This window comes from Bombella sp. ESL0385 (assembly GCF_009725755.1).
Lineage (GTDB): Bacteria > Pseudomonadota > Alphaproteobacteria > Acetobacterales > Acetobacteraceae > Bombella > Bombella pollinis.
The window spans coordinates 46855-71250 of record NZ_WNIJ01000004.1 but is presented as its reverse complement, the minus strand read 5'-3'; the positions used below and the strand labels follow the sequence as shown (position 1 = coordinate 71250).

The window sequence follows — 24396 nt, the reverse complement described above, 5'->3', positions numbered from 1 at the left end:
CGGTCTATTTTTAGTGTATGTCCAGAATCAGCGAGGATGCTATGGATAATTTTGAGTTTTATAACCCGACAAAGATTCTCTTTGGCAAAGGGATGATTGCCAAGTTGGATGAGCAGCTTAGCCCGCAAGCGCGCGTGCTTGTCCTTTATGGTGGGGCGAGTGCAGAGAAGACCGGCACATTGGCAGAGGTACGCAAAGCCCTTGGGTCGCGAGTTTTCTGCGAGTTTGGGGGGATTGAAGCCAACCCGACTTACGAAACCCTCATGAAGGCTGTTGAGGTTGCGCGTAAAGAGAAGGTGGATTTCCTCCTCGCAGTTGGTGGTGGCTCCGTTATGGATGGCACCAAGTTTGTTGCGGCTGCTGTACCTTATGAAGGTGAGCCGTGGGACATCCTGTTAAAGCAGGGGCAAACGGTTAAAAAGGCTCTGCCTTTGGGGACGGTTGTTACCTTGCCTGCTACGGGCTCGGAGATGAACAATATTGCTGTGATCTCCCGCAAGGAAACAGGCGATAAGCTTGCCTTCTCTAACCCGCATGTGTTCCCGACTTTTTCCATTTTGGACCCTACACGCACCTTCAGCTTGCCGCCGCGTCAGGTGGCCAATGGTGTGGCGGACTCGTTCGTCCATGTGATGGAAGCTTATATGACCCTGCCGCAAGATGCGATGGTGCAGGACCGTTACGCAGAAGGGCTTTTGCTCAGTCTGCATGATATTGCACAGCGCATCACAAAAGCCCCTGCTGATGATTATGACCTGCGGGCAAATCTGATGTGGGTCGCAACACAGGCTCTTAATGGTCTGATTGGGGCTGGTGTGAAGCAAGATTGGGCAACGCACGCTATCGGGCATGAGCTCACGGCGAAATATGGCATTGACCATGCCCGTACTCTAGCCATTGTTCTGCCGGCTATGTTGAAGGAGCGGCGGGAGCAGAAGCGGGCGAAGCTGCTGCAATATGCAACGCGTGTTCTGGGGCTAAAGGATGGCTCTGAGGATGAGCGGATTGATGCGGCGATTGCTCAGATTGAGGCCTTCTTTAAAGGGTTGGATATTCCTGTTCGTCTCTCAGCTTATGAGATTGGCCATGAGGGGATTGAGCCTATCATCACGCAGCTAAAAGACCACGGCATGACAGCCTTGGGGGAAGGGGAGGAAATTACCCCAGAAATTAGCCGCAAAGTGTTGGAACGCGCTCTATAAAATTAGGGCAAGAGAAAGAGGTATATTATGGCTTACGCAACAACAAATCCTTATACGAATGAGGTCCTCAAACAATTCCCCGAGGCAACGGACCAAGAGGTCCAAGCGGCACTAGCCCGGGGGTATGAGGCTTATGAGGCATGGCGGACAACAAGCTTTGCTGAGCGGGCGAAGGTTTTAAAAGCTCTTGGAGCCTTATTGCGCCGGGATGCTGATAAATTAGCGCGTCTTGCTGCTTTAGAGATGGGCAAGGTGCTGGCTGAAGGCAAAGCAGAAGTCATTCTCTCAGCCGAGATTTGCGAATATTATGCCGAGCATGCAGAAGACCTTCTGAAGCCAGAGGAGTTGAAGGTCTCTAACCCTGCCATTGGGCGACCAAAGATTGTGTATGAGCCGCAGGGCATTGTTCTGGCGATTGAGCCGTGGAACTTCCCTTATTATCAGGTGGTGCGTATTGCAGCACCGCAGATTTCTGCAGGGAATGCGGTCATCCTCAAACATGCTGGTAATTTGCCGCAATGTGCGGCGGTGTGTCAGGAGTTGTTTGAGGAAGCAGGGGCACCGAAAGGCTTGTTCCAGAATCTCTATCTGGCCCGTCATCATACGGAAATGGTGCTGAATGACCCGCGTAGTTGCGGTGTGGCCCTGACAGGCTCGGAAGGGGCTGGCTCGGTCGTGGCAGGGATTGCCGGTAAAGCGTTGAAGAAAGCCACGATGGAATTAGGCGGTAGTGATGCCTTTATCGTGTTGGATGATGCTGATTTAGAAAAGACCGTCAAATGGGCTGTGTTTGGCCGCCATTGGAATGCAGGGCAGGTTTGTGTGTCTGCCAAGCGCATCATCGTGGTGGATAGCCTCTATGACCGTTTTGTGGAGCTGTATAAAAAAGGCATCTCTGAGCTGAAGGCCGGTGATCCGTTAGACCCAAGCACCAATTTTGCGCCACTCTCTTCCCAAAAAGCGGCTGATGATTTGCGTGCCCAGGTGGAAGAGGCCAAAAAGCATGGGGCACAGGTTGAGACAATTCCTCTGCCTATCCCCAATCAGGGGGCATTCTTCCAGCCAATGATTATGACAGGGCTGGATGAGACGAATGAGGCACGCCATTGGGAGTTCTTTGGCCCGGTTACGCAGCTTTATCGGGCAAAAGATGAGGCTGATGCTATCCGCATCGCTAATGATTCCCCTTATGGGCTTGGCGGCTCTGTCTTTACAAAGGACGAAGCCCGTGGTGCTCGTGTGGCTGCAAAAATCCGTACTGGTATGGTGTTCATCAATCACCCAACCGGGACAAAGGCCGAGCTACCTTTCGGTGGGATTGCCCGCTCCGGCTATGGCCGGGAGCTTATCGACCTTGGTATTAAGGAGTTTGTGAACCACAAGCTCATCAATATCGTGGATATTGATGCTCCTTTCTGAGGCTTACTACTTACCGTTTGGGTAAAGGAAAAGGCGGTCCTGTAAAAGGGCCGCCTTTTTTATGTGTTTTGTGCCAAATTGGGATTGGTTACCGCCCTAACATGGAGCCCATGACACCATCGCGGCGGATGACGCCGTGTAGTAGGGCTGCTCCGATATGGGCGAGGATGAGGAGGATGAGCCCATAGGCGAGCAGGCTGTGTAGGCAGCGTAGCGCACCCCATAGATGGGGATGAAAGCCCATAAGAGGCGGAATGTGATAACCGCCCCATAAGGTAATGGGGTAGCCCCCGGCTGAGAGCATAGCCCAGCCAACCAGCGGTAAGGCGAACATGAAGCCATAGAGCAGGATATGGGAGAGATGGGCGGCGAGCTTCATGGGGCTGGGGAGGTCTGCCGGGAGGGGCGGTGTGCGATTGGTAAAGCGGTTAATAAGCCGGATGACCACGAGCAGTAGGAGGAGGAACCCGACCGTGCGGTGCAATGTAAAGAGGCCCGCATAATGGATGCTCGATATATGCGCCATAAACAGCCCGACAAAGAGCATCACAAGGATGAGTGCGGCCATGATCCAATGAAGCATGATGGAGAGGCGAGGGAAGGGCGCAGCCTTACCCGTATTTTGCGGAAGTGACATAGCTTACTGGCCCTTCTCGTCTGATGTGAGGGTCGGGTTGGCGACATCGTTAGGGGTGACCATGCTCGGCGTTTTATGCTCAGCAGAGCGTGTTGCGTAAGACTTCATATACACCGAGGCTCGCAGGGCGAGTAAAGGGTCTTGCGAGACGCTGATGCCCTCTGGGAGGATGGTGGGGTCAAAGACCATAGGGCCGCAGGGATTTTCATCCTCACTATAAGCTTTGGTGAAGGTTACAGTGCCAACGGTAACTTTTTGGTCTGCGTCATTCCAAGGTTGGCTGGGGTCGTTCACCGGGTCGCCCTCACGGGCAATGGTGGCCACAATATCCCAGCTTAGGGGGCGTTCATCAAGCGTTTGCACTAAGCGTTTGAAGAGGTAATTGCCATCATTCGCACCGCTTCCCTCAGCCGGGCGGAAAGGCTCTTTTGCCTGTACAGCCCAGCGGACGGCTGTTTTCTTCCCCGCATCATTTGTCAGGATGAAGCTGTCCAGGCTGTTATAAGTATCGTTTGTCAGGTCGGATGGTTGTTGATGGGCTTTTGCTTGCTCAAAGGCGGTGTTTAGCCAAGGGCGTTGGGCGGCATAGGCCTTAACTGCCTCCGGGTCTGGCTTATGGGTTACAGGGTCTAACCGTGCGGCTTTGAAGAAGGCGTAAGCATCAGCAATGTCCCGCATGGATTGTAAAGGCACATCAACAAGGGCCATGCGCCAATCATCCCCCGAAGGTGTGCGAATCTGCAAGGCTAAGCTGCGGGCTATGTTAGGGTTATCGGGCAAATAAGGCAGCGGGGGTGCGAGTGAGAAACGCCCGATAACGGGGAGATGCTCCCCTTTAAAGACCCCTGCATGGGAGAGGGCGCGGCCTTCTGGTGAGGGGTCAAACCAGCCTGTTACACACATCCCTTTGGCATGGGCGCGGCGGAATCCTGTATTAGGGGCCCCAGCATTATGGAAGCGTTGCATAAAATGGGAGGGCGAGATGGAGGCCGGGGTTAATAAGCCAGCCGACCACGCCAGAAAGCCACCCAAGCATAAAGGTGGCAGAATGACAGCAGCCCAGCGGGCTGGACTCGCTGAATGGGGGGAGCGCGCCATAAGAGAGCATCTCCTTCGCAAAAGATGAGGAACGTGCTCTCAGGCTTATCAGATGTATGGGGTAATAGGAAGAAAAGACTATGCCCCATCATGACGTGAGACCATCACGATGGGGCGGGTGTTGCGTTACGGCATGGCCCCAATGGGCAACGGTTTGAGATGAGCATTGGTGCCACGGCCTACAGCATCGGGGGCATCATGAGTGAGGTCCTCATGCGCTTCGGGATGCTCGGAGGCATGGACATCCCCCACCTGTTTGGGGTGGTGCAGCCCTTCATATTGGAAGGCCCCGACCGAGAGGGTCTCGCCCATATTGGGGAGGTCTTTTACATCCCAGCCCCCGCCAAGGCTGCGGATTAAGGCAACATCTGCTTGGTAAAGCCGTGTAGCAACTTCCACTTGCGCAATGCGGCTGCGGAGGGTGTTTTCTTGGCTGAAGATAGCATCCAGATATGTGCCGACCCCACCTTGGTAGAGCGTCATGGTCATATTCTGGGTCTCCATATTCGCATTAACAGCTTTTTGGAGGGCTTGGTTCTCCAACGCAAGGCGATTGGTGCGGGAGAGGCCATCTTCCACCTCGCGGAAGGCCGAGAGGACGGTCGTGCGGTATTGGTCCCGTGTTTCCCGATAAGCTGACCAAGAGCGTTGCAGCTCAGCACGGTGAATCCCGCCATCAAAGAGGGGGATGTTCATCCGTGCGCCATATGTCCAGAGGGAGTTGGCAAGATTGGCCAGCTTGAAGCCATTGGCCTCAAAGCCTGCATCCGCATTAAGGGAGAAATGCGGGTAAAAGGCGGCGCGCGCAATGCCGATAGCACGGTTTGCTTGGGCCATTTCCCGCTCTGCACTGGCAATATCAGGCCGGCGTTGCAGCAAGGCTGATGGCACCCCGGTGGGGATTGAAGGTTGGTGGAAGTCCAACGCCGTTACCGGGTCGATATGGAAGCTAGAAGGCGCACTATTGGTCAGGACAGCAATCGCATGTTCTGTCACCTCACGGGCGGCTTGGATGTCATATAACGCGGCTTGTGTGGTGTAGAGCTGTGCCTCTGCACGGGCGAGGTCTAACCGGGGGGCGGCTTTATATTTCAGTTGTGTGCGTGTGACATTAAGCGCACGCTGATAATAGGCGATGGATTGCTGATAGATAGCAATCTGTGCGTCATAGCCGCGCAGCTGGATGTAATCACTTGCAAGCTCGGCCTCCAAGCTGAGGCGTGCCATCGCAAATTGTGCCGCCGATTGTTGAGCAGCTTGCCGGTTTATTCTCACCCGGTTACGGATGGAGGACCAAATATCTGGCTCCCATGAGGCCAGGCCTGCATATTCCTCTTGCGTTTGGGTTAGCGTAGCCCCGTTACGAAAGAGCCTATCGGCTGATTGTTTATTATCAGACCCGCCTACATCAAGGCTGAGATGAGGCAGAAGGCCCGCGCGTGCTTTAGCGACTAAAGAGCGAGCTTGGAGGAAGCGTTCCGCCGCAGCTTGGAGGTCGCCATTCTCGGCAATGGCGCGGTCCTCTAGCTTATCAAGGAGCGGGTCATGCAAGAGGGTCCACCAGTTTGTAGGTAAGGTGGCATCAGCTGGCTGGGCGACAGCAAAAGGGGCTTGGCCCTGCCAGCTATCAGGTACGACAAAATGCGGAGGCTCATAGCGTGGGGCGAGGTCACACGCGCCCAGGGCGGTGAGGGCCAGCAGGCCACTCCCAAGGGCTGTATGGCGGGCAAGCCGCCCCAGCCAATGGCGTGTTTTTTGTACAGGGCTGGCGAGGGTGGAGGGTGTGGTTGTCATGCTAGGCATTAGTCATCATCCCCGGATTCTTCCCAGCCGCTTTGGTTATAACCACGCGCAGGGGTGACGATATGGACGGGGTCGCCCTCTAGTAGGTCAGCCGGTGGGTTATTGATGATGCGGTCATCAGCATTAAGTCCCGCTTGGACCTCTGTAGAGCTATCAGCCATTTTACCAACGCGGATATTTTTAAAATGCACATGGCTCTTTGCATCCACCGTGGCAACTTGCATGCCTTTTTCTTGAAAGACGAGCGAACCGGTGGGGATTTTCAGCAAATGAGCCGCGTTATTATTGGCTTTCAGCTCGACTGAGGCGAAGGTCCCCGGCCAGAGGGCATGGTCGCTATTCTCCAAGGTGAACTCGGAGACGGCTGTCCGTGTGTTAGGGTCATAACCGAGCGAGGCGGTGAGGAACTTGGCTTCAAAAGTCCGGCCCGGATATTGCGGGACATGGATGTGCGCTGTGAGGCCGTCTGTCAGCATGTAGGAGAAGATTTCCGGTACGGAGACGAACAAGCGCAGCCGGTGCGTATCTGCCACGGTGAACAGCTCAGACGCGCCACCGGTGGCATTAAGCTGGCCCCCACCGCTATTGACGTAATCCCCCACATTGATGGAACGCTCCGTTACCACGCCATCAAAAGGCGCGACAATTTGCTTAAACTTCTCCAATGCGGCGAAATGGTCCAGGTTACGTTGGGCGGCCTCTAATGTAGCGAGGGCGGCTTTTTCATCCGCTGTGGCAACAGAGACAGACTGGCCCGATACAGCCTGGGACTTGCCCATGGCCCGCCAACGGTTAGCCGTGACAGAGGCCAGATTATAGCGGGCCTGTTGGGCGTCGAGGTCAGCACGCGCTTGGGCATATTGGGCATCCAAAGCGGGGGCGTTAATCTCGGCTAAGACATCGCCTTGATGAACGACAGCCCCGTAATCCTTGTACCACATTTTCACATAGCCAGAGACCTGAGCATAAATGGGGGCTTGGTACCATGCGTCAATCGTGCCGGGGAGGGTGAGGCTTACCTTGCTATCAGCCTTATGAGGCAGAATGACCGCGACATTGGGGACGGCACTTTCCTCCGCTACGTTATGGAGATGGGCCATATGGGCGATGCGGCCTATCAATAATGAGGCAATGTAAAGGCCCAGCACTAAGGCAATCAGGCCGAGCAGTAATTTACGGTTGCGAGACATGCTGGCCATTAGATGGTCTCCTTATGAGAGGCAGTACGGTTATGGATGATGGCGTAAACACAGGGGACAAACAGGAGCGTGGAGAGTGTGGCGACAATCAACCCACCAATAACAGCCCGGCCTAAGGGAGCATTGGTGGAGTTGGAGGTCGCCATGGGGATCATCCCCACAATCATAGCAAGGGCTGTCATCAGCACGGGGCGGATACGCTCTCGCCCGGCCTCTGTTGCAGCGCGTAGGGCATCGCCGTGGAGCTCAATCCGCTCTCTTGCGAAGGATACAACGAGGATGGAGTTCGCCGTTGCTGTCCCCATGCACATAATGGCCCCCGTCAGAGCCGGGACGGAGAGGCGTGTCCCGGTGAGGAATAAGGCCCATGCAATCCCCGCTAACGCGCCGGGTAGGGCGGTGATGATGATGAAAGGGTCCGTCCAAGATTGGAAGTTCACGACAATGAGCAGATAAATCAGCACGATGGAGACCATCAGTCCGAGGACGAGTTGGCTATAAGCACTATACATCGTCACCGCTGCCCCGTGGATGTCTGTTGCAGCCGTTTTGGGCAGGAGGGGCTTGGTATCGGCGATGACCTGCTTAACATCTGCCAGCACAGCCCCAAGGTCGCGCCCTTCGGTCGAGACGTAAATATCAACTTCGGGCATGGAGTTAAAATGTGAGACCTCGCCCGGTGTGCCTGTTGGCACAACAGTGCTGATGCTGCCGAGCAACTGGTCCCCCGTCCCGGTTGGGTTGCCATCGCCTTTATCGACGGGGATGGTCAGCAGGTCGCTCAAATGGGTGAGCTGGTCTTGAGAGACGTAGGTATTGAGCGGGAAGGTGACATCATTACTGGGGTCGAGCCAGAATTGCGGGTCCACCGTGCTGGAGCCGGAGAGTGTCATAAGCTGGTTATTGGCGAGGTCGGCCTCGGTGAGGCCGGTGGCCATACTGAAGGTCCGGTTACCACGAATCATCAAGGTGGGTGTTTTCATCGTTTGCTGGATGACCACATCCGCCGTGCCGGGAATATGACGTAAGCGGGCGATGATTTTACGCGCATAGTCGTAATTATCGGCAATATCTGGCCCGTTAATTTGAATATCAATCGGCGCGGGGGAGCCAAAATTGAGGATTTTGGCTGTCAGGTCCGCTGGTTGGAAGGTAAAGACCGTACCGGGGAATTGCGCGGAGAGGTCTTTACGCAGTAGGGCACGATAATCCCATACCGGGGAGGCCTCATTTTTGAGGGCGATGGTCAGGTCGCAATCTTGCGTGCCGATGGTAGGTGTTGGGATAAAGGCCTGATTATGCGCCCCTTCTGGCAGGCCGCAATTACTGACAATTTCTTCCACTTGGCCGGGGAGGTCACGCTCGATACGGTCAGAGACGAGGGCAGCGATACGCCCTGCAACCTCAATACGTGTGCCTAGTGGGGCACGCATATGCATTTGTAGAGCGTTGGATTTTGTCTCCGGGAAGAAGTCCCGTCCCGCAGTGAGGTAGAGCCCCAAAGAGAGGACAGAAAGCCCTAAGAACACCCCGACAAAGAGCTTACGTTGCTCCACACAGCGGACGAGGAGAGCGTAATAGCTATCGCGAAAGAGATTGAACTTTTCCTCAAAGCTTTGTTGGAAGCGGATACAAGCTCCCATAAAGCCGCTGCGTGCTGGTAGGGGAGCGGAACGGTTATGGCTATCTGTCCCATCTCCACGTTGGGCAGGGTGGCCTGCGGCTATAGCAGCGGCGTTGCTATCGGCAATATGCTGCTCTTTATCTGGAATATCATGGCCATGGTTATGATTAGCGAGCAGATATTTCGCCATGGTGGGGACGAGTGTCCGGGAGAGGATAAAAGAGGCAATCATCGCAAAGATGATCGCTTCTGCCATGGGGCGGAAGAGATACCCCGCTACCCCTCCAAGCTCAAAGAGAGGGAGCCACACAATGCAGATGCAGGTGGTGGAAACAAAGGTCGCTGTGACAATTTGATTCGCTGCATCAATAATAGCAGGCTCAAGCTCTTTACCCATCTCAAGATGGGTATCGATATTTTCAATCATCACCGTGGCATCATCAACGAGGATACCAACAGCGAGAGCCAGCCCGCCAAGGGTCATGACATTGATGGATTCACCAGCCCAGCTTAGCCCGATGACAGAGCAGAGAATGGCCAGCGGGATAGAGGTGGCAATAATGACGGTGGACCGCCACGAGCCAAGGAAGAGCAGCACCACAATCCCGGTCAGGAAGGCCGCTGTGACCATCTCCCGCACCACATCTTTAATCGCGTCTTTCACGAAGATGGAGGCGTCTGTGAGGATGCTGACATTGACATCATCTGGTAAGACGGCCCGTAGGCGGGGGAGGGCTTTTTTCACACCATCCACGACATCTAGCGTGGAAGCCTCACCACTTTTCATGACGACAACCTCAACGCCTTGTCGGCCTTTGACCAGCACAAGGTTGGTTTGTGGATGCCCGCCGCGATACACATCGGCTACATCATGCACGTAAATGACGGCATTGCCTACGCGTTTGACGGGGATATTGCCGATAGCCTTCATGCTCTTAGGGGTGGCGTTGGTTTGGACCATCCAATCCACAGCATCAATCTTTTGGTCACCAGCGGGGAGGACGATGTTTTGATTATGCATGGCATTTTGCACATCCATCGCTGAGAGGTGATGAGCGCGGAGCTGGTCTTGATTCAGCGTGACCATCACAAAACTATCCATCCCGCCATAAGGGTGCGGTACCACCGCGCCCTCTACCGTGACGAGAAGGGGCCGGACGCGAATCATCGCTAATTTATAAAGGTCGGATGGTGTTTGCTTGTCGGAGGTAATTTGCAGCGAAATCACGGGGACAGAGGAGGCATCCAGCCGCATAATCATCGGGGCTGGGATATTCACCGGCAGCTGCTTGATGACTGTTTGAGAGATTGCGGTTACTTCTGCCTCTGCTTCGCCAATCTCCGTCCCGGGTTGGAAGAAGATGGTGACAATCCCGCGCCCGTAATAGGAGTTGGACTCCATATGCTCGATGCCCTCTACGGTAGAGGTCACCATAAGTTCGTAATTATAGATGATGCGGCCAGCAAACTCTTCTGGCAGCATCCCACCATAGGTCCATACCGCTGAGACGACCGGGATTTTGATATTAGGGAAGACGTCTGTTGGTGTTTTAAAAACAGACATTACCCCAAACATCACAATCAAGATCGACAAGACCACAAAGGTCAGAGGCCGCTTGAGCGCGGTGATGACAATGGCATTCATGATGCAGGTGGTTTCCTGTTATTGCAGAGGCAAAAGAGTGTTAGTCTTAATTTAAACAAAAATGACGGAGCGGCGTATTAAATACTGTTTTAGTCAAGTTTATGACGGTTTTGTAAGCCGGGGGTATAGGGAATAAAATGAGAGAAGATAGCTCCTTCCATTTCACATATCCTCTACAGATAAAGCGTAGTTTTATGAGTTTATATTACAAGAATTTCACCTAAAAGGAAGGCTGATTGCTTTAGTTCTTCGGTAGGGTCGGCGATGTAGTGGGATGAGCCAGATGCTGGCGGAGTCGTCGTACTTCGCTTTCACTAACGCTGCTGCTGTGATTGCCCCAACTATGGCGGATGAAGCTTATAAGTTCTGCGACCTCTTTGTCAGAGAGTGTATCGCCAAAAGCGGGCATCGTAAAGGCAGAGGGCGCGGTAGGGAGGGGGTGCATTGTCTCGCCCGCGAGGATGATATGGATGAGCGAGGTGGGATTATCCGTCATCACGACAGGGTTTCCTGCTAGAGGGGGAAAGACCGTGCCATAACCAGCCCCATCGCTGCGATGGCAAGCTGCGCAGCGGTCCAGATAAGTTTGTGCGCCAGGTTGGGTGATATCACCCCGGCGTAGGGCGTCTGCCGTGCTTGGGTCATAAACCCAAGGGGCTTCTGGGCGGGCGGGGCTTAGTGTGCGTAAATAGCGCGCAATCGCGTGGAGGTCGTTATCTGTAAATGCGTAGGTGCTGTGGATGATAACAGGCGTCATGCCTCCGAAGCTGGCACCGGGGCGAGCGCGACCAGTACGGAGGAAGTCCACAATATCTTGCTCACTCCAACGGCCTAGGCCGGTGCGATTTTCTTGCCGCAGGGAGGGGACAACCCATTGTTCTACAACCCCACCGCCGGAGAGAAAGAGCGGGCCATCTTGGGCTGTTTGGGCCTTTTCATTCAGTGCGATGCCGCGTGGTGTATGGCAGGCCCCGCAATGGCCCGGCCCTTCGACAAGATAGGCCCCTCGTGCCAAGGTTGGGTCAGTGAATTGGCTATTGGTGCGTTGCTGGGCATAGCGAATGCTAGGGGCAAAGAGCCACCGCCAAACGCGTAGTGGCCAACGCATAGAGAGCGGCCACTTAATTTTATTCTCTGGCGGAGCTACCGCTTGAGGGGCCACACCATGTTGAAAATAAACATAAAGCGCGTGGATATCCGCATCACTTAGCCGCGCATAGGAGGGGTACGGCATAGCGGGATAAAGTGTGGAGCCATCTTTACGCACCCCAAGCCGGACAGCGCGGGCAAACTCTGCCTCGCTATAGCGGCCAATGCCATGAACAGGATCTGGCGAAATATTGGTTGAATAAATCGTGCCGATGGGCAGCTCAAAGGGTAAGCCCCCGCTATAATCAGGGCGGCCCGGTGCTGTATGGCAGGCAGCGCAATCGCCGAGGATAGCTTGATAATGGCCTTCCTCTAGCAAAGCAGACGGTATGGGGGTGTCTGCTCGAGCTATGGTGAGGGGGGAGGAAAAAATGGCAAGCAGCCCTAATGCTGCATAAAGGGCCGCATAAAAGGAAGCGCGGGAGATGTGGGTCATGCGGTTACCATAGGGCCGGGGTTACGGAGGTAAGTATGGCGGATATGGTAAGCCGACCAATAAGCCAGCGCGGCCACCAGCCCGGTAGGGTTATAGCCTAACCCTTGGGGAAATGCGCTAGAGCCAATGACAAAGAGATTAGAGACATCCCAACTTTGTAGATAACGGTTCACCGCACTGGTTTTGGGGTTTTCCCCCATGATAACCCCACCATTAAGGTGCGTGGTTTGGTAGAGGCGGCTATCAAAGTTCTGGCCATGTTGGAGGCTATTGAGGGCAATCTTAGTGGCCCCCATGGCTTTGGCGATCTGACCAATATGCTGGACGGCATATTGATTCATGCGGATGTCGTTCTCCTTCCATGTGAAGGTCATGCGTAACATGGGTTGGCCATAGGCGTTGCGCCATGTGGGGTCGAGGTCCAAATACACATCGCGATAAGCCATATTGCTGCCATGGGCATCAATACTGAGAGAGTGGCGATATTGGTCAATCATGGCTGTTTTATAGGCGTGTCCCCAGCGGGGTGCGCCCTTGCCACCACTGCTAAGGGCGGCATTGATGGGTTTTGTCCCTGCTTGGTTTACCCAAATGGGTGAGCCACCAATAAAGCCTGCTTTCCCACGGTCTAGGCCGGGATGGTTGATGTCATCAATGGCAACACCCCCGCCGCCAGCACCAACAAATTGGTTGGTAAAGTGCGTTTTAGGTAGCCAAACGCGGGAGGAGGTAATGGTTTGATAGGTGAAGTTACGGCCAATCACCCCCGTTTGCGTTACTGGGTCATAAGGTTGGCCAATGCCTGAGGTGAGCATGAGATGAACATTATGGAGCTGGAAGGCACTCAGTATGACGAGGTCAGCCTGCATTGTCTGTTCGGATTGTGTTGTGAGGTCAATATACCGTACGCCTGTGGCGGTCTTGCGGTCATCATCTAAGAGGATTTCCAACACTTGCGCCTGTGTGATGAGGGTGAAGCGTTTATCCTGCCGCAGGGCGGGGAGGATGTTCACATTCGGGGACGCTTTGGAATAGAGATAACAATCATAACCGCTGCAATAACCGCAAAAATTGCACGGCCCCATCTGGCAGCCATATGGGTTGGTGTAAGGCTGGGAGGCATTAGCGGCAGGCATGCTGTAAGGGTGATACCCGGCCTCGGTTGCAGCTCTGCGGAACAGGCTGGCGGAGAAAGTATCAGCCAGCGGCGGCAGCGGGAAATGAGCGGAACGATCAGGGGCGAATATATTCCCTCGCCCTGTAGGGATTCCCTGTACTGAGGCGGCATCGCCCGCTGTGCCGAAGACTTTCTCGGCTTTATCGAAGAAGGGTTCTAGCTCCTGATAGCTCACCCCGTAATCTTGTAAATGCATATCGTGAGGGATGAAACGACGCCCATATCGCTCTTGTGTTACGCTACGGAGGCGCAGTTCATCCTCTGTGGTGCGGAAGTGACAGCCTGACCAATGCAGCCCGGCCCCGCCTACGCCCTCGCCGGGAAGAAAGGCGGCAAGTTGGCGGTAGGGAAGGGCTGTTTGGTCGGGACGGTTGCGAATGGTCAGAGAGGTACGTGCGAGTTTTTGGAAGAGACGCTTGCGTATCGCCCCGCGTAATTCATCAATCGATTCAGGATACGCGCCCTCTACGGCCGTGCTATGGTCATGTCCGCGCTCCAGCATGGTAACATGCAGGCCAGCCTCGGTTAGCTCTTTTGCCATGATGCTGCCAGCCCAGCCAGCCCCGATGATGAGAACATCTGGCTTTTTAGGCGGTGTAACGTGGTCTGTCATGCGTGGTTAATCTTCCTCATCATGAAGCGCATCAGGGCCATAGGGGGCAACATTAGGGGGCATACCAACAGGGCCAAGCGGATAAGGGGCCCCTTGCTGGTTGACCCAATCCATAAAATCGGCCCGCGCACCGGGGAAGCCCATCATCTTCCATCCTCCCATAGCGTCATTACCGCCATAGAGGGGGTCGGCAAAGGCACCTTCTAACGTATTGGTGCGTAATTGCTCAAAAAAGACAGCCCCGGGAATATCATTAAACTGCAAGACGCCGTCCTCAAGCTTATGAAGAACCTCATCCTGCTGTGCGGTGGAGAGGTCTGCAAAGAGGGCGTTATAGGTCATCAAACAATGGGTATTAATAGGTTCGATCGTACGGCGATACAGCTCTTGCGGGCTGTAGGGAAGTTGGTAGCCAAGTTCTGGGGGACCATTGACAAATGGAGGGTTGAGGTACCAGAGGTCCCCTTGTCCGTAAGGGGTTTGCATTTGTTTATCAATAAAACGCGGCACAGCTAGGGCGACTGCTCCGGGTCCGTTTTCATCTTCTGGGAAAAGCCGCTCACACGCATAACAGAGAAAGCGATATTCCTCCGCTGTGAAGAAATGCGGCACATAATGGGCGGGGTCATTCTCCGCCTCTTTGGTTTGTTGGGGCTCTAAATCAGCATGGGCTTGGGCTGTATGGCTTAGTAATGATGAGCCAGAAAGCGCACTAGTCCCCCTCATAAATCCCCGCCTCGATAATGTAGTACGGGATGGGGCAGTGGAGTGAGAGGGGGATGATGTCATCGCGTGGGGCGGACCTGAGGAGATGAAAAGATGGTTAAAGCTGCGGTAAGGTGAGCAAAATCTTCGCAGAAGACAAGTGAATCTGCTGTCATGTACTCACCTTATAGCGAGGAGGTAGGTTTAATGTTGTGGTAGGGAGAGAACACCCGGCGGTGGGGAATGGAGCTTTGTCGGTGTTGTGCTCTCATATGTTGTAGAGGTGGGGTGAGGAGCAGAGGGAACCGTGTTGTTGAGGGGGGCATGTTGTTGTGTGCTGCCCTCCAACGCGGGGAGTTCTGTACTAGAGAGGTCTTGGCTTTGGACGGTAGTAGCACTTAGTGGCGTGCCGGTGGCGTCAGTCAACCAAGAGGCAAGATGATTGCGGATTTGGTATTCCAGCTCGACATTCATATCATCCATAAGGGCTGCGTTGAGTGTATGGAGGTTGCGCTCCAGACTATAAGAGTGGGAGGCCTCAATGGTGCGATGGACGCGTGCGGTGATGAAGCCGTGGCGTTGATGGGTTGGGTCATCCACCGTAAGCTTTACGCCATAAGTCCCGCTGAAGCTGTGATGGGATTTTGTCATCTCAGCTTGGGTGACGATAAATTGCGCCGTGCCGGAGGTTCCCGTTGTGTGTAATCTTTGATGCGCCATGAGCTGCAGGTCCTGAGCGGGGTCATCAGGGCTACGTTCTGTTAAATCATCATAACCCGGCTGGACTTGATTATTGATGGCGATTTGGCCGACATTCAGATTCAGCGGCGGTAGGTAGCTATAATCTGTTTTTGGGAAGGTCTCATGGCCATCATCAGAGGCACAGCCTGATAAAAAGGCCAGCCCGCAAAGGAGGGCCATGCACGGCCAGAAGCGCATGAGAGGGGTAAAGCGTTTTATGGTCATGACCGGCGTTTGCGTCCTTTTTTACGTTTCTTCTTACGAGGCTGATAGGGTTTCTTTGTCTGTTTTCTAGCGGGTGTGGGCGTTACGTCACCCGGCACTGTATCCTCTAAGGGCGATAGAGGCCGCAAGAGAGCAGATTGTTCCCATAATAGGGATGAGAATGGAAAGCTAGAGGCGATTTGTCCAGCCTTCTTTGGGCTAGAGACGCTATTATCCCATAAGGCAGAAGCATGGCCGACACCATAATCCTCTAACGTGAAGGGCCGGGCCTGTTTGAGGTCCTCAACGCATTGTGGTGTTCCGATAAACCATGAGAGTAAAAAAGCCGGGACAAGGGGTGTAAGCGTGCTATCCCCCACCAAAAGAGAGGCATGAGGGAGGTAAAGAATAGGGGGGGCGTCTTTAACAGGGCTTTCATCGGCATCTTGATTGGGCCAAAAGAGGTAGAAAGTTAGGCCCTCTTTGTCATCTGTAAATCGGCATGCAACAGCTTGCTCCAATATCATAGTGAGATTTGTGCGGATAATCCCCCCATGAAAAGGGGAGCATGCTAAACTATGCGGCCCCGCTGGGCGTGTGCGGAGGAGCTTTTGGAGGAGGTCTTTAGAGAAAGGGCTTTCCTCATCATGCTCTAAAAGCGTTGCAGGGGGAATAACATGCAGAGCCGCGCGCATGGTTTGGAACCAGAGCGTGACGAGCTGTAGCCGTCCTGTTGCAGGCAATGTGCGGAGCAGGGCAAGTGTCTCGTTTTGTAAGGCTTCCTCTGTGGGCAGAGGGGCTGTGCCATCCAGCAAACTTGCGCTGATGGTTTGTAAAGTGGGGTCCAATGTTTTGATGAGCGTATCCCGCCATGTGCCGCGCAGGGCAAGGGCATGGCAGGCTAAGAGCTCATTATCAGGGGAGAGCCACCAGCACGCCTCTTGCCCTGTTTTAGGGTGATGTAGAATTAGAGCATCCACACCCGCAGGGCCGGAGAGGCGTTCCCCCCTCTCCCAGCCGGGATAAAGCCGCGTGAGGGATTGTCCCCGGCTGTGGAGTTCTGCGGGGTGTGCTGCCGTCATGGCGTCTCGGCAGAGAGTGTGTTTGTATGATGCGTAAGGCTATCACGAGGGAAGGTGAAGGCCGTGTTGCAGAAATGGCATTCCATAGAAATCACCCCATCTTGGGCCATATGGTCAAGGTCATCCGTGCTGAAACGCTCTAACACCCCTTGCAGGCGGGCACGGCTACAGCGGCACCCAAAGGAGAGCGGCCTCGCCGGGGCAAGCTCTACCCCCAATGTGCCAAAGAGCCTTGTGATAAGGGTAGAGGCTGAAAGAGCAGGGTCGAATAATTCATCCGCTTTTAGGGTATGAGCAAAGGTGCAAGCCGTCTCCCAGAGGTCTTGGATGGTCGCCTCGGAATGTTGCTGGTCATCATTACCGGCAACGGGGTCGCTATCGGGCAGACGCTCTAACACCAACGCCCCCGCTTGCCACCCGCTCTCTGTTAAGCGGGAGAAAAGTTGGATGGCACAATCATGTTGCTCACTGGTTTGAAAGTAGTGCGTCGCCATGGCGGCGAGGTCTTTACCCTCTAGCCCAACAATCCCTTGATAACGCTCCGTCTCTGGCCCTTGGTCCACTGTAAAGGCCAGATACCCCTTGCCAAGCAAGCCCGGAGCGGTTTCAGGCAGGGGGGTGGTGTAGTCCTCTGCCATGCGGGCGGTAAAGCGCAACGCCCCTGTATCGGTGCAATCGGCCAGAAAGAGCGAGACCGGTCCATCGCCTTTAACTTGTAGGGAGAAGGAGCCTTTAAACTTTAAAGCCGTTGCCATAGCCGCTACCAAGGCAAGGGCCTGGCCCCCAAGGGCGCGCACAGGCTCTGGAAGTTCATCATGGCGGGAGAGGATGGCATCAGCCAATGGCCCAAGCGTAATTAATCGCCCCCGAACAGGCACATGGCCGAGATGGAAGGGCGTAATCGCATGGGCAACCGTCAGGTCTGGCACATCCTGCGGGCGGGTCGTGGCTGTAGGGGTGGTTTCTGTCACCGGGTTTGTCATGGTCCTATCCTCCCTTTTGGCCCCGATAGAGGGGAGAGGGGTGTGCCCTCTCAGCCCTGATAAGCGGAGAGGTCATCTTCCCCCAAGCACCAGAGCAGCAATCCCTTTTGGGCATGTAGGCGGTTTTCTGCCTCATCAAACACAACAGAGGCCGGGCCTTCAAACACGGCCTTGCTGACTTCCTCCCCTATATGGGCAGGCAAGCAGTGCATAAACAGGGCCTCCGGTGCTGCGAGAGCCATGAGGGCTTCATCAACATGATAAGGGCGGAAGATTTGATGACGTTTTTCAGCATCTTTATCCCCCATGCTGACCCATGTATCGGTGACGATGGCATCAGCCCCCGCGGCAGCCTCGCGCGGGTCGTGGGTGAGTTGAATATCACCGCCCTGTGCGCGCGCCCAGTTTACAGCCGTCTCAGAGGGCATAAACTCCCCTTCTGGCGTGGCGAGATGCAGGGAGAAGCCTAGCCGTGCGGCGGCCTCAATCATAGAGGTGGCGACGTTATTGCCATCGCCAATCCAAGCTAGTTTTTTGCCGGTAATGGAGCCGCGATGTTCCTCAAAAGTGAGAATATCGGCCAAAATCTGCACAGGATGGGAGACTGGCGTTAGCCCGTTAATGACGGGCACATCACTCCAGCGGGCAAGCTCCCGAAGGTTCGCATCTGTCCCCGTGCGGAGGGTGATAACATCCAAAAAACGGGAGAGGACACGCGCCGTATCGGCAATGCTCTCGCCTCGGCCAAGCTGCATATCCGCAGGGGAGAGGACATTAACCGTCCCGCCAAGCTGCTTCATCCCCACCTCAAAAGAGACACGCGTGCGGGTGGAGGGGCGGGACATCATCAGCCCCAAAGCACGTCCGGCTAATGGCAGACCAGGGCAGAGAGGGCGTTTGCGTTCTTGCTGTAGAGCCTTGATATGGGCCGCAAGGTCCAGAATATGGCGTAAGGTCTCGGTGGAATGGTCTTTAATATCCAGGAAGTGCCGAGGGGATGAGGTATAATCGTTGCTCACGCTACTGCTCTCCTTATTGGTTGCTTAGGGCGTGAGCTGCACGCCCGATGCGGGTGCAAGCCTCCGCGCAATCTGCTTCTGTGGCGATGAGGGGGGGGACGAGGCGCAATACATTATCGCCCGCCCCAATGGCGAGGAGCCCTTCTGCCATAACAGCCTCAAGCACCTCCCCTACAGGGATGCGGCACCGCAAACCCCGCATCAGCCCAGTGCCGCGTATTTCCTCAAAAATGGAGGGATGGTCTGCAACACAAGCCTCGAGCATTTTTCCAAAGGCCGCGCCTGTTGTGCGGACATGCTCTAGGAAGCCGGGGCGGAGGATTTCGCTGACGACAGCAAAGCCCGCTGCACAGGCCAGCGGGTTCCCCCCATAAGTTGTGCCATGCGTGCCGGGGGTGAGATGCTGGGCTAAATCTGCACGGGCTAAAACAGCCCCAAGGGGGAAGCCCCCGCCAATCCCTTTGGCAGAGGAGACGACATCTGGCGTAATGCCAGCATGTTCAAAAGCAAAGAATGTACCGGTGCGGCCCATCCCACTTTGGACCTCATCAATCCCTAAATACAGCCCTTTTTCATCACAAAGAGCGCGTAAAGCGCGTAAGAACGCAGGCTCTGCAGCACGGATGCCACTTTCCCCTTGGACAGGCTCTATGAGGATGCCAGCGGTCTTGTCTGTGATTGCTGCGCGAACGGCCTCAATATCGTTAAAGGGGACATGGTTAAACCCTTCTACGGGGGAGCCGAAACCTTCCAAATAAGCGGGATTTCCCGTGGCGGAGATGGTCGCTAATGTCCGACCATGGAAGGCATGATGAAAGCAGATAATCCGCGTGCGTTCAGGATGGCCGTTTTTATACTGTGCCCGGCGGATAAGCTTAATTAGCCCCTCATTCGCTTCTGCCCCAGAGTTACAAAAGAGAACGGAATCCGCAAAGCTATGGGCTACGAGCAGGTCCGCTAAGGCTTTTGCTTGCGGCACCTGATAGAGGTTGGAGACATGGATGAGCTTCTTTGCTTGTGCGGTAATCGCTTCCACAAGGGCAGGATGGCTATGGCCGAGGGAGGAGACGGCAATCCCCGCCCCGAAATCAAGATAACGTCGTCCATTTGTGCCTGTAAGCCAGAGGCCCTCGCCATGCTCAAAAGCAAGGTCGAAGCGTTTATAGTTCGGCATGATGGAGGCGATCATGATGGACGCGTTCCCGGTTTTGACAAAACAATGGCTATCCAGTCCCCGTTAATCCAACGGAAAACGCCCCTGTCTGAAGGAGCAGAGCAGGGGGGATAGGATGCTATACTGCGTGGAGAAAGAGCTGGCGTCAATTCCTCTATGCGGGAAAAGGGCTCTTTAAGCCGGTGTTCTGGCTATATTATCCGCTTCATGTTTCGGAAGGCGTTGATAAATCAGGTTCCGGGCCAGCCAACAGCTAATGCGGAGTTGATGGATATGGCCGTGGCGGCGTTCAAAATGGAGTGTCCAATCACCGGGGGCGGTATGGTCTAAAGCGCGCGGGCAGGGGAGAACCCATAAATCCGGGCCTAAATGTTCTAGCCGTTCCATCCGTCCAGTGCCTAAAAAGCCAGAGAAGCCTCCATATAATAAGCCCCCTTGGTTTGTAATGGTAATGCGGGCGTTATCAAGCTCCTCACAGTCATAAAGGCCGGTGAGATCCTCTAGGGAGGGTTGAGGCGTTGTGGGGTAGGGACGGAGGAGGGCGTGACGATTTTCCCCCGGGCGAATCATGAGGATATGCGCGCCTTCCGTTCTATTAGGCGGCGTTGTATGCATGGTTTTATCGTGGATATGCCGCAGCGTGACAGACCCGTTCTCTGCAAGGTGAGGGTCAATCATATCCAGTGTTTCCGGCAGCATAAGGTAGCGGAGCTGCAATTTCCCCGGTTCTGCTGCGCTGATGCGGGCGGAGAGCCCTGTTTCCTCATCTAGCCAGAGGCCTTCTAACATATGGGGGGATGTAGGGCAGGAGCGTGCAGGGCTGGGGGTGGGTTTAGCGGCTTCGTCACCTAAGAAGGCATGAGCCAGATCCGCCGCGGCCTGTTGGGCTGGGGCCATATGATTGAAAAGCACAACCACGGATAAACGCTGCTTAGCACAATGCAGCCGATTAGACCGCCAACCGCGTAAGGCTCCCCCGTGTGAGGTGATGTCGTAGCCTGCGATTTTACCATGCTGGAGGCCGTAGCTATAGGGGGCCTTATGGCCGTTATCAAACTGTACAATAGGGCAGAGACGGTTATAGAGGCCTTGAGGGTCATCACGCTGTTGGTCGATAAACCGCTCCCATGCGATCATATCTTCAAGAGAGGCTGCCATCCCGGCATCACCTGTCCAATAAATATGATTACGGGCAGGCCAATAGCCTCCCTCCTTTGTGCCTTCATAACCGGTTGTCCCGTCTGGGAGGGCGGTTGTCTCGGCGGCGAGGATGGCATGGTCCATGCCTACAGGCTTAAAGATATGCTCTTGGAGTAATGAGGCAAAGCTTAGCCCGCTTTCTTCCTCCATCGCTTCGGAAATGAGGCGGAAGTTCTGATTCACGTAGGAATAGGATGTCCCCGGTATAAAATGGAGCGAGCGCGTCCCCGCTATCACTCTCTCAGAATCGGCAGGGCTGAAATGCCCTTCAATCGCTGCACCATGGAGCATCGCTACAGCCCAATAATCGCGCAAGCCCGATTGATTATGGGCTAAGTGGGCAATGCTTGGTGGGTCAGAGAGGAGATGGGGGAGGCGTTTACGAATATAAGGGGCGAGGATTTCGGGGTCGTTATAACGGGCGAGCATAGTCGCGCAGGTAAATTGTTTGGTGATGGAGCAAATACGAAACAAACTTGTTGGGGTGAAAGGGATTCGGCGTTCAAGTGACGCATAGCCCCATGTCTGGCACGCAATAACCTTCCCTTCATGGAGGACCGCCACGGCCCCACCCGGACCGGGATAACGGTGCTGAATAGCGGTAATAGCCTTCTTTATACGTTCAGAGCGGGAGATGTGGGGATGAGGAGCAGACATAAATGTCCCTTCACGAACGGGGCTAGGGGCAGGCGGTGATTAAGCAGGGAGTTTGGACGTTTAGAGCAAGACAGGCTATAGGCTGAAAGCATGTCTGACCTTCCACCAGCACCGGACTATCAAAAACTACGCGAGGCGGCTTTGGCACATCTGGCCCGCTTTGCCACCACGCGGCAAAGTTTGCGGCAGATGTTGCAACGGCGTGTAAAACGCTGGGGCATACGGGCTTTACGGGCCGGTATGTTCGCCGAAGATATCACTATCAAGGAGCAAGACTGCCAACCGTGGATTGAGCAGATTATAGAAGATATGCAACGGCTAGGCGCGGTGGATGATGCTGTATTTTCGCGTTCAAAAGCGCGTTATCTGGCGCGGTCGGGTCGGTCACGCCGGGGCGTACAAGCGCAGCTTCAAGCGAAAGGGGTGGAGCGAGAGACCATCCAACAGGCATTGGATGAAAGTTTGGGTGAGGTTGGGGATGAGCAGGCCCGTCAGGCGGAATTAACAGCGGCTCTTATTTTGGCTCGTAAGCGTGCTATCGGGCCGTTTCAACGGCCTGATAGGCCGGAGAAGGAACGGCTTAAACTCCTAGCCATTTTTGCGCGTAATGGATTTTCACATGATATTGCTGAAGCCGCTTTGACGATGGAGCGCGAGGAGGCTGAGGATATGATTATCGCATTCCGGTCCTTATAAATCGGCCTTGAGGGAGGGGGAGTATCATGGTGATGCGTGGGATAACATGGCGGGTTATGGCTCTTTTTGCCGTGTCGTTATGTCTCGCCCTTGGGGCCTGTAGCAGTTCCTCGGTGGGGTCTTATCATGGCCCGGTACAATGCGCGCCTTATGCACGGCAGGTGAGTGCAATCAAATTGCGTGGTCGGGCGGCAGCATGGTGGTGGGAGGCTCGTGGCCATTATCCGCGTAGCCATAAGCCTGCGGTGGGGAGCGTGTTGGTTTTTAAGGCAAGTAAGCGCATCCCGGATGGTCATGTGTCTGTCGTACGGCGTATTCGTACGCGGCGGCAAATTGAGGTTGACCATGCCAACTGGGTTGGCGGGCGGATAGAGCGTCATGCGCTAGTAGAGGATGTTTCCGCGCGCGGGGATTGGTCGCTTGTGCGTGTATGGTGGGGCCCCTCCGGGCAGATGGGGCGTGAGCGTTACCCAACCTATGGCTTTATTTTACCAATGCGTTAGGATGGCTTGCGTCATTATTGAGGTGTTTCATGTATGGGGAGGGGTTGCACAATCGTGCTGGCCCTGCCACATGGAGAAGGCCTTAATGTTATAAGGGAGTTTGGTCCTATGGGCAGCATGAGTCCGATTCACTGGGTAATCCTTGCCGTTATAGTTTTGGTACTATTTGGAGGTGGGGGTAAAATTAGCAGCTTGATGGGGGACTTTGCCAAAGGGATTAAATCCTTCAAAAAAGGCATGGCAGAGGATGATAAAGAAGGGGCCTCTCCCGCTCAGACGGAGGAGCGTCTTGCCCCACCAGCGCAGGCCCCGCAGGCCGGTCAGCCGAATGTTCCTCCTCAAGGCCAGCCTACACAACATGCTGATGTCCGCATGGCTGATGATGAACCTCAGCACCCTCCGCGCTCCTAAGCTGTGGCGTTGATACGGCGGTAAAGCTGTTATGATTTTCTGTACAAATTGGCAGGCTGTGCCGCCCTCCTGTTGGGGGGCGGCTATTGCCCTTGGTAATTTTGATGGTGTGCATCGGGGGCATGTCCATCTTGTGCAGAGCGTAAAAATGGCCCGCCCCGGCTGCCGCTTAGGGGTTTTGACCTTCGAGCCACATCCGCGCACTCTGTTTCGCCCGCAAGACCCGTCTTTTCGGTTGATGAGCCCGGAGATGCGTGCTCAGGCGTTGGAGGAGCAAGGCGTAAGTTGTGTTGTGCAGGCTCGTTTTGATGAGGCTTTCTCTCATATAGGGGCGGAGGCCTTCGTGCGCGATGTGTTGATTGGCGGGTTGCATGTGGCCCATGTGGCCTGTGGAGCGGATTTTGCGTTTGGCCATAGGCGGGAAGGCGATGTGGCCTTATTGGAGGCCCTGCTGGTTGCCCATGGGGTAGGTGTGAGCATCGTCCCGCCTCTTGCTGATGTTGCTGGGCCGATTTCCTCTAGTCGGATTCGCCGTTTATTGCAGGAAGGCTATCCTGAAAAAGCAGCAGAATTATTAGGCCGTTATTGGGCTATTACGGGGGAGGTTGTGAAAGGGGACCAGCGCGGGCGCGAGCTTGGCTTCCCAACAGCTAACATCGCACTTGGTGAGCATATCGAGCCTGCACGGGGTGTTTATGCGGTGCGTGTTCATTTACCTGATGAGCGTCTTGTGCCCGGCGTGGCGAATATTGGCCGCCGTCCCACAATTAATGATGGGCAGGAAAGTCGCTTAGAGGCGCATCTTTTCGATTTTGATGAGGATCTATACGGCCAGATACTAAAAGTAGAGCTTGTTGCCCTTTTGCGGGAGGAAAAACGCTTTGCTTCCTTGGATGATTTAAAAGCCCATATCGCTCTTGATGCTGCCCAAGCGCGGGAGGTTCTTGCCACAAGGGCTTGACCAAAGAGGCGGCATCTCTCCATAAATAGGGGTATTTTCTTAGCTATTAAGCGGGCGC

At 54.7% G+C, this 24396-nt stretch carries 20 protein-coding genes; 6 read left to right on the top strand and 14 right to left on the bottom strand.

The annotated features are described in order from the left end of the window. Nucleotides 1–41: 41 nt before the first annotated feature. Together GM557_RS08445 and GM557_RS08440 are read left to right on the top strand one after the other, a co-directional pair. Complete coding sequence (locus GM557_RS08445; RefSeq protein ID WP_099027458.1) at nt 42–1202, top strand: iron-containing alcohol dehydrogenase; 1161 nt, start codon at nt 42–44, stop codon at nt 1200–1202. A gap of 27 nt (nt 1203–1229) precedes the next feature. Beyond that, complete coding sequence (locus GM557_RS08440) at nt 1230–2621, top strand: NAD-dependent succinate-semialdehyde dehydrogenase (RefSeq protein ID WP_155573901.1); 1392 nt, start codon at nt 1230–1232, stop codon at nt 2619–2621. A gap of 88 nt (nt 2622–2709) precedes the next feature. Here the strand turns inward: GM557_RS08440 and GM557_RS08435 are convergent, their stop codons facing one another. The 14 genes from GM557_RS08435 to GM557_RS08370 form a co-directional block, all read right to left on the bottom strand. Then, nucleotides 2710–3258 carry a cytochrome b gene (locus GM557_RS08435; protein ID WP_155573900.1) on the bottom strand — a complete coding sequence of 183 codons (549 nt, stop codon included), beginning with the start codon at nt 3256–3258 and terminating at the stop codon, nt 2710–2712. A 3-nt stretch (nt 3259–3261) separates the two neighbouring features. Beyond that, nucleotides 3262–4356: a catalase gene (locus tag GM557_RS08430; RefSeq protein ID WP_155573899.1), complete on the bottom strand. Its 1095-nt coding sequence runs from the start codon at nt 4354–4356 to the stop codon at nt 3262–3264. Between the two features lie 126 nt (nt 4357–4482). Further along, nucleotides 4483–6159, bottom strand: coding sequence for an efflux transporter outer membrane subunit (locus GM557_RS08425; protein WP_230880655.1), 1677 nt, complete (start codon nt 6157–6159; stop codon nt 4483–4485). Next, the gene (locus tag GM557_RS08420) at nt 6159–7349 is read right to left on the bottom strand and encodes an efflux RND transporter periplasmic adaptor subunit (RefSeq protein ID WP_370513462.1); all 1191 of its coding nucleotides are present in this window, start codon (nt 7347–7349) and stop codon (nt 6159–6161) included. The genes GM557_RS08425 and GM557_RS08420 overlap by 1 nt, the downstream gene beginning before the upstream one ends. A gap of 8 nt (nt 7350–7357) precedes the next feature. Then, on the bottom strand, nt 7358–10627 hold the full coding sequence (locus GM557_RS08415) for an efflux RND transporter permease subunit (RefSeq protein ID WP_155573898.1): 3270 nt from the start codon (nt 10625–10627) through the stop codon (nt 7358–7360). 241 nt (nt 10628–10868) lie between these two features. Next, on the bottom strand, nt 10869–12212 hold the full coding sequence (locus GM557_RS08410) for a cytochrome c (protein WP_155573897.1): 1344 nt from the start codon (nt 12210–12212) through the stop codon (nt 10869–10871). Continuing rightward, on the bottom strand, nt 12209–14002 hold the full coding sequence (locus tag GM557_RS08405) for a GMC family oxidoreductase (RefSeq protein ID WP_155573896.1): 1794 nt from the start codon (nt 14000–14002) through the stop codon (nt 12209–12211). Before GM557_RS08405 ends, GM557_RS08410 begins: the two co-directional genes overlap by 4 nt. Nucleotides 14003–14008: 6 nt before the next feature. Beyond that, nucleotides 14009–14728 (bottom strand): gluconate 2-dehydrogenase subunit 3 family protein, encoded by a 720-nt coding sequence (locus GM557_RS08400; protein WP_230873330.1) that lies wholly within the window; start codon nt 14726–14728, stop codon nt 14009–14011. A 183-nt stretch (nt 14729–14911) separates the two neighbouring features. Then, entirely contained in the window at nt 14912–15673 is a 762-nt protein-coding gene (locus tag GM557_RS08395; RefSeq protein ID WP_155573894.1) for a hypothetical protein, read from the bottom strand. Further along, a complete protein-coding gene (locus tag GM557_RS08390) occupies nt 15670–16734 on the bottom strand; it encodes a hypothetical protein (protein ID WP_155573893.1) in 1065 nt (354 codons plus the stop codon). The genes GM557_RS08395 and GM557_RS08390 overlap by 4 nt, the downstream gene beginning before the upstream one ends. Beyond that, nucleotides 16731–17717 carry an Hsp33 family molecular chaperone HslO gene (locus GM557_RS08385; protein WP_155573892.1) on the bottom strand — a complete coding sequence of 329 codons (987 nt, stop codon included), beginning with the start codon at nt 17715–17717 and terminating at the stop codon, nt 16731–16733. Before GM557_RS08385 ends, GM557_RS08390 begins: the two co-directional genes overlap by 4 nt. Before the next feature lie 50 nt (nt 17718–17767). Then, nucleotides 17768–18736, bottom strand: a complete 969-nt coding sequence (gene argF / locus GM557_RS08380; protein ID WP_370513461.1) for an ornithine carbamoyltransferase — start codon at nt 18734–18736, stop codon at nt 17768–17770. Between the two features lie 13 nt (nt 18737–18749). Further along, nucleotides 18750–19925, bottom strand: a complete 1176-nt coding sequence (locus GM557_RS08375) for an aspartate aminotransferase family protein (protein WP_155573891.1) — start codon at nt 19923–19925, stop codon at nt 18750–18752. A gap of 159 nt (nt 19926–20084) precedes the next feature. Continuing rightward, on the bottom strand, nt 20085–21767 hold the full coding sequence (locus tag GM557_RS08370; RefSeq protein ID WP_155573890.1) for a D-aminopeptidase: 1683 nt from the start codon (nt 21765–21767) through the stop codon (nt 20085–20087). Nucleotides 21768–21857: 90 nt separating this feature from the next. On the opposite strand from GM557_RS08370, the gene GM557_RS08365 reads away from it, so the two are divergent. The 4 genes from GM557_RS08365 (at nt 21858) to GM557_RS08350 (ending at nt 24338) form a co-directional block, all read left to right on the top strand. Next, complete coding sequence (locus GM557_RS08365; protein ID WP_155573889.1) at nt 21858–22463, top strand: regulatory protein RecX; 606 nt, start codon at nt 21858–21860, stop codon at nt 22461–22463. Between the two features lie 26 nt (nt 22464–22489). After that, complete coding sequence (locus tag GM557_RS08360; RefSeq protein ID WP_370513460.1) at nt 22490–22966, top strand: CHAP domain-containing protein; 477 nt, start codon at nt 22490–22492, stop codon at nt 22964–22966. A gap of 108 nt (nt 22967–23074) precedes the next feature. Beyond that, nucleotides 23075–23377 (top strand): twin-arginine translocase TatA/TatE family subunit, encoded by a 303-nt coding sequence (locus tag GM557_RS08355; RefSeq protein WP_155573888.1) that lies wholly within the window; start codon nt 23075–23077, stop codon nt 23375–23377. A 31-nt stretch (nt 23378–23408) separates the two neighbouring features. Next, nucleotides 23409–24338 (top strand): bifunctional riboflavin kinase/FAD synthetase, encoded by a 930-nt coding sequence (locus GM557_RS08350; RefSeq protein WP_155573887.1) that lies wholly within the window; start codon nt 23409–23411, stop codon nt 24336–24338. Nucleotides 24339–24396 lie beyond the last annotated feature (58 nt).

Bases quoted from the DNA above. Each gene is read 5' to 3' on its own strand.
- GM557_RS08415 (WP_155573898.1), bottom strand. From the start codon at position 10,627: ATGAATGCCATTGTCATCACCGCGCTCAAGCGGCCTCTGACCTTTGTG.
- GM557_RS08445 (WP_099027458.1), top strand. From the start codon at position 42: ATGGATAATTTTGAGTTTTATAACCCGACAAAGATTCTCTTTGGCAAA.
- GM557_RS08350 (WP_155573887.1), top strand. From the start codon at position 23,409: ATGATTTTCTGTACAAATTGGCAGGCTGTGCCGCCCTCCTGTTGGGGG.
- GM557_RS08435 (WP_155573900.1), bottom strand. From the start codon at position 3,258: ATGTCACTTCCGCAAAATACGGGTAAGGCTGCGCCCTTCCCTCGCCTC.
- GM557_RS08370 (WP_155573890.1), bottom strand. From the start codon at position 21,767: ATGTCTGCTCCTCATCCCCACATCTCCCGCTCTGAACGTATAAAGAAG.
- GM557_RS08440 (WP_155573901.1), top strand. From the start codon at position 1,230: ATGGCTTACGCAACAACAAATCCTTATACGAATGAGGTCCTCAAACAA.
- GM557_RS08390 (WP_155573893.1), bottom strand. From the start codon at position 16,734: ATGACGGCAGCACACCCCGCAGAACTCCACAGCCGGGGACAATCCCTC.
- GM557_RS08400 (WP_230873330.1), bottom strand. From the start codon at position 14,728: ATGAGGGGGACTAGTGCGCTTTCTGGCTCATCATTACTAAGCCATACA.
- GM557_RS08405 (WP_155573896.1), bottom strand. From the start codon at position 14,002: ATGACAGACCACGTTACACCGCCTAAAAAGCCAGATGTTCTCATCATC.
- GM557_RS08375 (WP_155573891.1), bottom strand. From the start codon at position 19,925: ATGATCGCCTCCATCATGCCGAACTATAAACGCTTCGACCTTGCTTTT.
- GM557_RS08430 (WP_155573899.1), bottom strand. From the start codon at position 4,356: ATGGCGCGCTCCCCCCATTCAGCGAGTCCAGCCCGCTGGGCTGCTGTC.
- GM557_RS08395 (WP_155573894.1), bottom strand. From the start codon at position 15,673: ATGACCATAAAACGCTTTACCCCTCTCATGCGCTTCTGGCCGTGCATG.
- GM557_RS08365 (WP_155573889.1), top strand. From the start codon at position 21,858: ATGTCTGACCTTCCACCAGCACCGGACTATCAAAAACTACGCGAGGCG.
- GM557_RS08385 (WP_155573892.1), bottom strand. From the start codon at position 17,717: ATGACAAACCCGGTGACAGAAACCACCCCTACAGCCACGACCCGCCCG.
- GM557_RS08355 (WP_155573888.1), top strand. From the start codon at position 23,075: ATGGGCAGCATGAGTCCGATTCACTGGGTAATCCTTGCCGTTATAGTT.
- GM557_RS08425 (WP_230880655.1), bottom strand. From the start codon at position 6,159: ATGCCTAGCATGACAACCACACCCTCCACCCTCGCCAGCCCTGTACAA.
- GM557_RS08410 (WP_155573897.1), bottom strand. From the start codon at position 12,212: ATGACCCACATCTCCCGCGCTTCCTTTTATGCGGCCCTTTATGCAGCA.
- GM557_RS08360 (WP_370513460.1), top strand. From the start codon at position 22,490: ATGGTGATGCGTGGGATAACATGGCGGGTTATGGCTCTTTTTGCCGTG.
- GM557_RS08420 (WP_370513462.1), bottom strand. From the start codon at position 7,349: ATGTCTCGCAACCGTAAATTACTGCTCGGCCTGATTGCCTTAGTGCTG.